The sequence below is a fragment of the Enterovibrio nigricans DSM 22720 genome, from assembly GCF_900167155.1.
GTDB classification, from domain to species: domain Bacteria; phylum Pseudomonadota; class Gammaproteobacteria; order Enterobacterales; family Vibrionaceae; genus Enterovibrio; species Enterovibrio nigricans.
This window is the reverse complement of sequence record NZ_FUXU01000011.1, coordinates 75,220-84,021: the sequence shown is the minus strand read 5'-3', so window position 1 is coordinate 84,021 and position 8,802 is coordinate 75,220. Positions and strand designations below refer to the sequence as shown.

Annotated in this window: 7 protein-coding genes and 2 rRNA genes; 6 read left to right on the top strand and 3 right to left on the bottom strand. The window is 47.0% G+C overall.

The window, feature by feature from the left end:
• The 3 genes from B5D35_RS06620 to B5D35_RS06610 form a co-directional block, all read left to right on the top strand.
• Positions 1-102 (top strand): 23S ribosomal RNA (locus tag B5D35_RS06620); the annotation flags it as partial.
• A 116-nt stretch (positions 103-218) separates the two neighbouring features.
• Positions 219-334: ribosomal RNA gene (gene rrf / locus B5D35_RS06615) — 5S ribosomal RNA — on the top strand.
• 246 nt (positions 335-580) lie between these two features.
• Positions 581-940 (top strand): DUF2799 domain-containing protein, encoded by a 360-nt coding sequence (locus B5D35_RS06610; protein WP_078751808.1) that lies wholly within the window; start codon positions 581-583, stop codon positions 938-940.
• A gap of 65 nt (positions 941-1,005) precedes the next feature.
• Here B5D35_RS06610 and dapD read toward each other — a convergent pair whose 3' ends face one another.
• Both dapD and B5D35_RS06600 read right to left on the bottom strand, forming a co-directional pair.
• On the bottom strand, positions 1,006-2,037 hold the full coding sequence (gene dapD, locus B5D35_RS06605) for a 2,3,4,5-tetrahydropyridine-2,6-dicarboxylate N-succinyltransferase (RefSeq protein WP_078751807.1): 1,032 nt from the start codon (positions 2,035-2,037) through the stop codon (positions 1,006-1,008).
• A gap of 224 nt (positions 2,038-2,261) precedes the next feature.
• Positions 2,262-2,558 carry a YebG family protein gene (locus tag B5D35_RS06600; RefSeq protein ID WP_078751806.1) on the bottom strand — a complete coding sequence of 99 codons (297 nt, stop codon included), beginning with the start codon at positions 2,556-2,558 and terminating at the stop codon, positions 2,262-2,264.
• Positions 2,559-2,639: 81 nt separating this feature from the next.
• Between B5D35_RS06600 and B5D35_RS06595 the strand changes: the two genes are divergently transcribed.
• Positions 2,640-3,326, top strand: coding sequence for a DNA-3-methyladenine glycosylase I (locus B5D35_RS06595; RefSeq protein ID WP_170915137.1), 687 nt, complete (start codon positions 2,640-2,642; stop codon positions 3,324-3,326).
• A gap of 1 nt (position 3,327) precedes the next feature.
• Here the strand turns inward: B5D35_RS06595 and B5D35_RS06590 are convergent, their stop codons facing one another.
• The gene (locus tag B5D35_RS06590) at positions 3,328-4,230 is read right to left on the bottom strand and encodes a LysR substrate-binding domain-containing protein (RefSeq protein WP_078751804.1); all 903 of its coding nucleotides are present in this window, start codon (positions 4,228-4,230) and stop codon (positions 3,328-3,330) included.
• A 107-nt stretch (positions 4,231-4,337) separates the two neighbouring features.
• Between B5D35_RS06590 and B5D35_RS06585 the strand changes: the two genes are divergently transcribed.
• Positions 4,338-5,291 (top strand): TDT family transporter, encoded by a 954-nt coding sequence (locus tag B5D35_RS06585; RefSeq protein ID WP_483189024.1) that lies wholly within the window; start codon positions 4,338-4,340, stop codon positions 5,289-5,291.
• 114 nt (positions 5,292-5,405) lie between these two features.
• Positions 5,406-8,792, top strand: a complete 3,387-nt coding sequence (recC, locus tag B5D35_RS06580) for an exodeoxyribonuclease V subunit gamma (RefSeq protein WP_078751802.1) — start codon at positions 5,406-5,408, stop codon at positions 8,790-8,792.
• Positions 8,793-8,802 lie beyond the last annotated feature (10 nt).

Sequence of the window (8,802 nt, the reverse complement as noted above, 5' to 3'; positions counted from 1 at the left end):
TCTCTAAAGGGTTGTTGGAGACTACGACGTAGATAGGTCAGGTGTGTAAGCGCTGCGAGGCGTTGAGCTAACTGATACTAATTGCCCGTGAGGCTTAACCATACAACACCCAAGGGGTTTTAGCGGACTCAAGTAAGAACATTGAATGTGTAGAGACACTGGTCAGTAATTTCCCAGATTTTAGTTTTTCGCGATAAGCGGGGAATACAACAAATTTGCTTGGCGACCATAGCGTTATGGACCCACCTGACTCCATGCCGAACTCAGTAGTGAAACGTAACAGCGCCGATGGTAGTGTGGGGTCTCCCCATGTGAGAGTAGGACATCGCCAGGCTTCAAATACCGTCAAAAAGGCCATCCGTTAGGATGGCCTTTTTGCGTTTCTCATTTTTTAAACTGACCCGGTTTATCTGTTCTGTGAAGGAGCCTTGAGTTCAGAGATGCTCTCTTTGTATGCGTTAATGTGTATATAATCCGTTCGTTTTAATGACTCTTTTTTATGAATCACTCGTTGCATATCTGTATGGCCAATATTCAGATTTATTCTTTATACTCTAGAAACAGACGTGAGGAGGTAGTCATGAGAAATATTCTGATAGCGTTGTTTATGATCATTGGTCTCGCAGGGTGTGCCAATCCGTATGTTAACAAGTACGCAAAAGCTGATAACTGGGTCGGCTTGGCATATTACGATGTAGAACTCGGGCGAAAAGCTCGAACATCTGAAAATTTAGATGAGTTGGGGGCGACGACTCAGCAAGCCCAAGAAGACTATTTGGCCGCTTACAAAGAGCATGTCAGTGTTTACTGTGATCCGAAGAATGCTGTTCGCGCGGGGATATTGGGTAAGCCGTACAATGCGGTGTGTATTGATGAAACGGCAAGAGGCTGGGAATACAAGCAAAACTGGCTTCAAGGATTGGAAGCAAACAGCTTTTAGTTTATTTCTAACCAAACAAAAAAGACCAGCATGATGCTGGTCTTTTCGCTAGATATACATCGCACTTAATTATTCGCGTGCAGTTCTGCGTTTAGCTCAACGGCTGACTTGTTGGTCAAGCATTCAATCTTGCCAGTGACAGAGTTGCGACGGAATAGCAGATCCGCTTTGCCTGCTAGGTCGCGTGCTTTTACGGTTTCTACTTCTTTACCTGAAGAGTCCAGCATGGTCACTTTGGTGCCAGCTGTAACGTACAGGCCAGATTCGATGGTGCAACGGTCACCCAATGGAAAGCCAAGGCCTGCGTTTGCACCCAGCAGGCTATTCTCACCGATTGAGATAACAAGCTGACCACCACCACTCAGCGTACCCATGATAGACGCACCTCCACCGATGTCACTGCCGTTACCCACTACAACACCTGCAGAGATGCGGCCTTCAACCATGCTCACGCCTTCGGTACCTGCGTTGAAGTTGATGAAGCCTTCGTGCATCACTGTGGTACCTTCACCCACATGCGCACCCAAGCGAACACGAGATGTGTCAGCAATACGTACTGCTGCTGGCACCACATAGTCGACCATTTTTGGAAACTTGTCGACGCAATCTACGGTAATGGTTTCGCCGTTCAAGCGCGCGTCCATTTGACGCTCTGCCAGTTCAGGCAAATCGATAGGGCCTTTGTTGGTCCACGCGATGTTGTGCAGCAGACCAAAGATGCCATCAAGCACGGTGCCGTGTGGTTTCACCAGACGGTGAGAGATCAGTTGAAGCTTCAGGAAACCTTCAGCAACACTGGCTGGTTTTTCGTCAGTTGCAAGGATGACCAGTACCAAAGGTTGCGCTGAGGCGGCTGCTTTTGCAGCGAATGTTGCTGCTGCTTCTATATCTGCTTGAGCAAATGCTGCTGCTATTGCTTCACACTGCGCCGCTTCGATTTCAATGACGTCGTTGCCTTCTTTGTAAGAAACGATGTCAGCAAGTGCTGCGACCAGAGAGTCTGCTGGATTCAGTACAGGGGTTGGGAAAAACGCTTCGATGATTTTTCCGTCTTTGTTTTTGGTCGCGGTGCCAAATGCTAGAGCAAAACTTGCCATGATGAGATTATCTCCTTGTCTCTTTTCCAGAAACTGCAGAGGCAGAGGCTGGTCAATACGAGTAAATGATGAGGACATCTTAAAGTGAAGGCGGGAAAGATTGAAGGGTGGAAAAAGAGATTCCCACAGATTAAGGTGTCTTTAGGTAAATACTCGACAAATAGACCGAGTAATCAGGTGTTTTCGATATAAAAAACGCCCTTCGAAAAGAACGTTTTTTATAATTATGCAGCTTCAGCGTCGTCTTCTTTCGGAGTGTCGGCTTTTTTCTTGCTTGCTTTTGGCGTTGGTTTGCGTTTAGCGCCCAATGCACAAAGGACATCTTCGCGGTTTTGTGCGAGGAAAAGAGACAACTCTTCACGTTGCGCTTCGTCGCCGACAACCTCACTTTTACTTAGCAGTTCGAATAACTCGTCTGCCATGTCTAGCATTTTGTCGTAAGCATCTGCGTCCGCTTTAGAGGTAAAAGTCATCTTCTCTTCTCCGTTGCGCTCAACCACATATTTGACGATAACGGCCATGGTTAACCCCTCTCTATTTGTTTACTGTCTGTTTATACAGTAGAGTAAATGTATGTGTCTAGTTTAACCGTGATTAGTGTGATGGCATTGGAAAAATTCTCGGAAATTTATCATCGGGCTGCAACAAGAAAAGGCAGCAACAGCGCATTGGAGCAAAGGCTAACTCATCCCAAGTCTTTGGAAGAGCTTAAAGGTATTTCAGATGACCGCTGGCTTGCAGTGATGAGCCAGAAAATATTCCAATCGGGTATGAATTGGCAGGTGGTAAAAAACAAGTGGCCGGGCTTTGAAGAGGTGTTCTGGGGGTTCGATATTGAGAAGATGTGTCTCATACCGCCAGAAATGTGGGAACAAAAGGCGACGAACCCTGCCATTATTCGCCATTTGGGGAAAGTGATGACCATTCCCCACAATGCCGAGATGATACAACGTGCGGCTCGGGAACATGGAAGCTTTGCAACGTTCATCGCCGAATGGCCAGATGCCGATATTATTGGTCTCTGGACATACTTAAAAAAACACGGCAGTCGTTTGGGCGGCAATACAGGTCCGTACTCTCTAAGGTTAATGGGTAAAGATACCTTTATTCTGTCTGGTGACGTTGAAAGTTATTTACGCACTCATAAAGTGATTGATGGTGGCAGAGACACCCGTAAATCGCTTCAAGCAGCACAGGACGCATTTAACCAGTGGAAAGAAGAAAGCGGACGTCCTTTGTGTCAGATAAGCCAGATTATTGCTTATAGTGTTGGTGATAACAGCTACTAAGTTATTCGTCCAATTGCCAATCAGAACTATAGCGAATAAAGCTTTCGAGTAATGGTGATAGGTGCTTATCTTTGTGGTGGACGAGCCAATACTGTCGGCGCAAGTCTAATGGAAGCTCTATAAGGTGGCTGTTAGCTACTACGTGTCTTGCTGTAAGGCGTGATAAATAAGCTAACCCTAATCCTGCGGCCGCACAGTTTATGATGGCCTCGGTATTGCGAAGCTCAAACGCAATACTCCATTGTTCAAGGCGAGGTGCGATGCGAGACAGAAAGTGCTCTCGGGTACCTGATCCAGTCTCTCGGACAATCCAAGTTTGGTTTTCCAAATCAAAAAGTGTGAGTTTTTCTTTTTCTCTGAGAGGATGGTCGATAGCACAAGCAATACACATTTCATCAGAAAGCCACGGCATCATCAGCAGTTCTGAATTGACTTGGTGATGCTTGCTTTCACCTTGTCCTTCGATAAAACCCACGTCTAATTCAAAAGCGAGAAGTTGGTCGATAATTGATTGGCTGTTCGAAATATAAAGCGACTGTTCGTTGTGCTGATACGTTGACCTAAAGTCACGAAGTAAAAAAGGGATCAATTTATTGCCGATCGTGTCACTTGCACCAATTCTCAATGAACCGGTTAACGTCCCAGTATTATCGAGTACTTTTGTGATCTCTTGGCTTCGAGTAAGCAGCTCATCAGCGAGGGGAAGTAAGCGTTTTCCATGTTCATTGATGATCAGTCTGTTATTTACACGCTCAAACAGTTTGTGTCCTATCTGATTTTCTAGCTCACTCAATGCCATGCTAACTGCTGGTTTCGACAGAAATAACAGGGACGACGCTGCGGTAATGGTTTTTTCCTGTGCAACCGTTACGAAGACTTGTAGCTGGCGAAGTGAAATTGACATATCGTTAAGTACTATTTAAAGGTGGTTTAAATATATTCAGATATATTAAAACACAATGACGTTCTAAAATAAGATCTGTGTTCATTTTCTTATGACGTGATAGTGCAATGCGTAGACGCCTCAATCTTCTTCCGACACCAATGGCAGGTTTAGCGCTTGCGATAGCCAGTTTGGGTTGGTGTTGGGAAAATGCCGGATCTTTCAATGGTTCGGCGCAAATCGTAGGTGCAGTAATTGGTGGTGTGATGCTGCTGATGATAGCGCTGAAATTTATATTCAGCCCAAAAGGCTTGTGGTCTGATTTACAACATCCTGTGGTCGGTAGCGTGGTTCCCACGTTTGCGATGGGCGTGATGATCGTTTCCAATTCTTTAGGTAACGTTTTGCCTTGGGCGGGTGACGCACTTTGGTTGGTCGCTGTTTTGGCTCACGTAGCATTCCTTGGTTCGTTTGTGTATCACCGCGCGAAAGACTTTTCATTGAGCCATATGGTACCAAGCTGGTTTGTGCCTCCCGTTGGTCTTATTGTTGCAGATGTGGCGTTTTCAGGTAACCCCGCACTGCGTCCAGTGGCAGATGCAGTATTGATGTTCGGCTTACTTGCTTACGCGGTATTGTTGCCTTTGATGTTATACCGTCTAATTTTCTGCGGAGAAGTACCGGATGCAGCGAAGCCAACTATCGCTATCATGGCCGCCCCTGCGAGTCTATCACTGGCGGGTTATTTGACTGTCAGCCAGAACCCATCGCCTTTGATTGTGGCGGTATTGCTGGGCATTGCTTTACTAATGACATTAGTGATTTATGTGTCGTTTGCTTACTTAATGCGCTTGCCGTTTTCTCCTGGCTATGCAGCGTTTACTTTCCCGATGGTGATCGGTTCAACGGCTCTATACAAAACCGCAATGTGGATGCAATCGGTTGGTATCGCACCTGAATATGTCCATCAAGTTTCTATCATGGCGCTGATTGAGCTGATCGTTGCAACAGTTGTGGTGGGATATGTGGCCCTTCACTATCGACGGTTTATCTCGGTTCAGTGGAAATTACCTGCTGCTTAAAAGCAATATCGAAGCCCGCTACTCGCGGGTTTTTTGATTTCTAATGTATTGAAATTGCACTCTCGAAGCCATTCCGCCACAATCTCCTCAATGTCCGTTTCGTGAGTCTCATCTGTGTTTACTGTCTATCACTCCAACCAATTGGATTTGCTTAAAAGTTTGCTGGTCGCCATTGTCGAGCAAAGTCCTCTAAGTAACCCGTTCCAGAAAGAATTGATTTTGGTTCAGAGCCCCGGTATGGCGCAGTGGTTAAAGCTGGAGATGGCCAAAGAGCAAGGGATAGTCGCGAACGTTGAGTTCCCGCTGCCAGCGACCTTTATCTGGCAGATGTTTACTCAAATTCTTGACGACGTGCCGCAGCGAAGCTTTTTCAATAAAGAAGCCATGACGTGGAAGCTGATGACAGTGTTACCGTCCATGCTAGACGATCCTGATTTTGATGAGTTAAAGCAGTATCTGAGCGACGATACGGACCAACAAAAGCTTTACCAATTAGCGGGCAAAGTCGCGGATATTTTTGACCAATATTTGGTATATCGCCCGGAGTGGATTAAAGCTTGGGAAAATGAACACGCGGTCATGGAGCTAGAAGGCGAAAAAACCTGGCAGCCTAAGCTTTGGCAAGCTTTGTATGATAACACCCTTCAACAAGGTCAATCCCCGTTTCATCGTGCCAACTTGTACGAAGAGTTCATTGATGCATTGGTGTCTAAGTCAGCCAAGCCCGAAGGCTTAAAAGACATTGAGCGTGTATTTGTATTTGGCATCTCAGCTTTGCCTCCTCGTTATCTGGATGCGCTGAAAGCACTTGGTGAGCATATAGATGTGCACTACATGTTTACGAATCCATGTCGTTTCTATTGGGGTGATATTCGCGACAAGCGTTATTTGGCAAGGCGTACTGCAGCGATGGATAACCGTATTAGCCGAGCGACGGAGAGTAACGAGCCTGCTCAATTTGCGTTGCCATTGCTCGATGATGAAACCGCAGAGATAGGCAACAGCCTTTTAGCGTCAATGGGTAAATTGGGACGGGATAACTTATTGTTGCTGTCCGAGCTTCAATGTAACGAGGTCGATCAGGGCTTTGTTGATGTACCGCGCGAGTCATTGCTGCATCATATTCAGGCGGACATTCTTGATCTGCAGGAGCCAGGGAACATTCTCGAAACCTTGACCAGTGAGAGTAAGTTGCCAATCTCGGTTGAAGATAGCTCCTTGATGATCGAAGTTTGCCACAGTCCAATGCGAGAAGTTGAAGTCCTGCATGACCGATTGCTGGATATGTTGGCAGACGATCCTTCGCTGACACCGCGAGATGTCATTGTCATGGTGGCCGATATCAACGCTTACAGTCCCGCGATACAAGCCGTGTTTGGCAATGCGCCGGGTGAGCGATTTATTCCTTTCTCCATTTCTGACCGAACCGCCGATCAAGAAAGTCCAATTCTGACGACCTTCCTAAGCTTGCTGGGTCTGCCGGACAGCCGTTGCAGTGCAGCAGAACTGCTGGAGATCCTGGAAGTACCCGCTGTGCTGCGTAAGTTCGGTTTTGATAACCGCCAGTTTGAAAAAGTAAAAGTCTGGGTCGAAGAGTCTGGTATTCGCTGGGGGCTTGATGAAAGCACTGCGAAGCACTTTTCTCTGCCTGGGCAAAAACAGAATACGTGGCAGTTTGGCTTGGACCGTATGATGTTGGGTTACGCGATGCCAAGTGACAGTGGGCTTTATAACGGGGTACTGGCGTATGATGAAATTCAGGGGTTAGAGGCCGATCTGGCGGGTAAACTTGGCGAGTTTTTCCGTGTACTTAGCCAAATTCAGCATCAGTTAATCCAAGTTCAATCTGGAGAGGCATGGGCCAAGGTTTTATCAGCGATGTTTGATGACCTCTTCGCACTGGATACGGATGAAGAGCCTGCAGGACAGATGCTTCGTACTCAGCTAGATAATTGGCTGGTACAACTCTCTGATGCTGGCTTTAGCCAAGACATTTCCTTGTCGATTGTTCGTGATTACTTGAAAGAAAAGCTCGGTGGGGAGCGTATAAGCCAACGCTTCCTTGCAGGACAGGTTAACTTCTGTACCTTGATGCCAATGCGTTCTATCCCGTTTAAAGTTGTTTGCTTGTTGGGTATGAATGATGGCGATTATCCTCGCACCATCGCGCCAGTCGGGTTCGATCTTATGGCAGGACGCACCCGTGCAGGCGACCGCTCAAGGCGTGACGATGACCGCTATTTGTTCCTTGAAGCATTACAATCAGCACAAAACAAACTGTATATCAGCTATGTGGGCCGTTCAGTTCAGGATAACAGTGTAAAAGTACCGTCAGTGCTGGTTACTGAGCTTTTAGACTATTGCCGCCAAGGTTATTGCTTGGAAGGGGACAGTGCGTTGCCAGAGCATGACTCGGGGGTGAACCTGCAAAAACATCTCTGCCACGAGAATCCATTAGTTCCCTTTAGTCGCGCGTCGTTTCAAGGTGGTAAGGCAAGTTATGCCAATGAATGGCTTCCTGCTGCAAAAGGCGAAGGACGCGCAGCTGAGTCTTTTCTGAATGCCGCGTTATCACAGGAGGCGGAGGCGGGTTCGAATCACATCGAGTTGGCTGAATTGCAGCGATTCTGGCGTTTGCCTGTGCAGCATTTTTTCAACCGACGCCTTAAAGTGTTTTTCGAAAATGCAGTTGGCGGCTTAGAAGATGTCGAACCGTTTTCACTCGATAACTTAGAAACTTATCGCCTTCGGGATGAGTTACTCTCTCACCTTCTAGCGCACGGCAGTGAGCTTCAGTCGTTAGAGGCGTTCTACCAGAGGCAAAAAGCCAGTGGAACCTTACCTGTAAACCATTTCGGCGAGCTGGAATTGGAAAGTGAACTCAATGGTATCTTGGCGCAATATCGTGTGTTAGAGCCGTTCATCAGAGAGCCTAGACAACCTCTGGAAATCAATATCACGGTGCAGACAAAACGCGGTCCTGTGCAGGTGCAAGGTTGGCTGGATGATCGCTACCGAGGTGGTCGTATACTCTATCGCAGCGGGAAGATTCGCGCGCAGGATCGTCTGTCAGCATGGATTGACCATTTGTGCCAATGTGCTGCAGGAGACAATTTAGAAACACATTACGTTGGTTTGGATGGGCAATTCGTTTATGCGGTGCAAACGAAAGATGCGGCGTTGCAAGCATTAACCACATATCTTGATCATTACATAGACGGCATGTCGACACCCAGCGTTTATTTACCTAAAACAGCACTGGCGGGTATTGAAGCCTGTTTCGATAGAAAGGGAGAGTGGCATGATGATGAAGACACGTTAATGAAAGCCAGGCAGAAAATGCGTGCGGCGTTTGAAAGCGGCTTTATGCCAGGAGAGGGCGATAACGCCTATATTGCGCGAGTATGGCCTGCCGCGAGCGAAGAACTCTTGAACGATGTGTTCCGATTGGGATGCGACGTGCTGCTCCCAGCATTAAATGGTGAGAAAAAAGAAGACTGACATCAGTCAG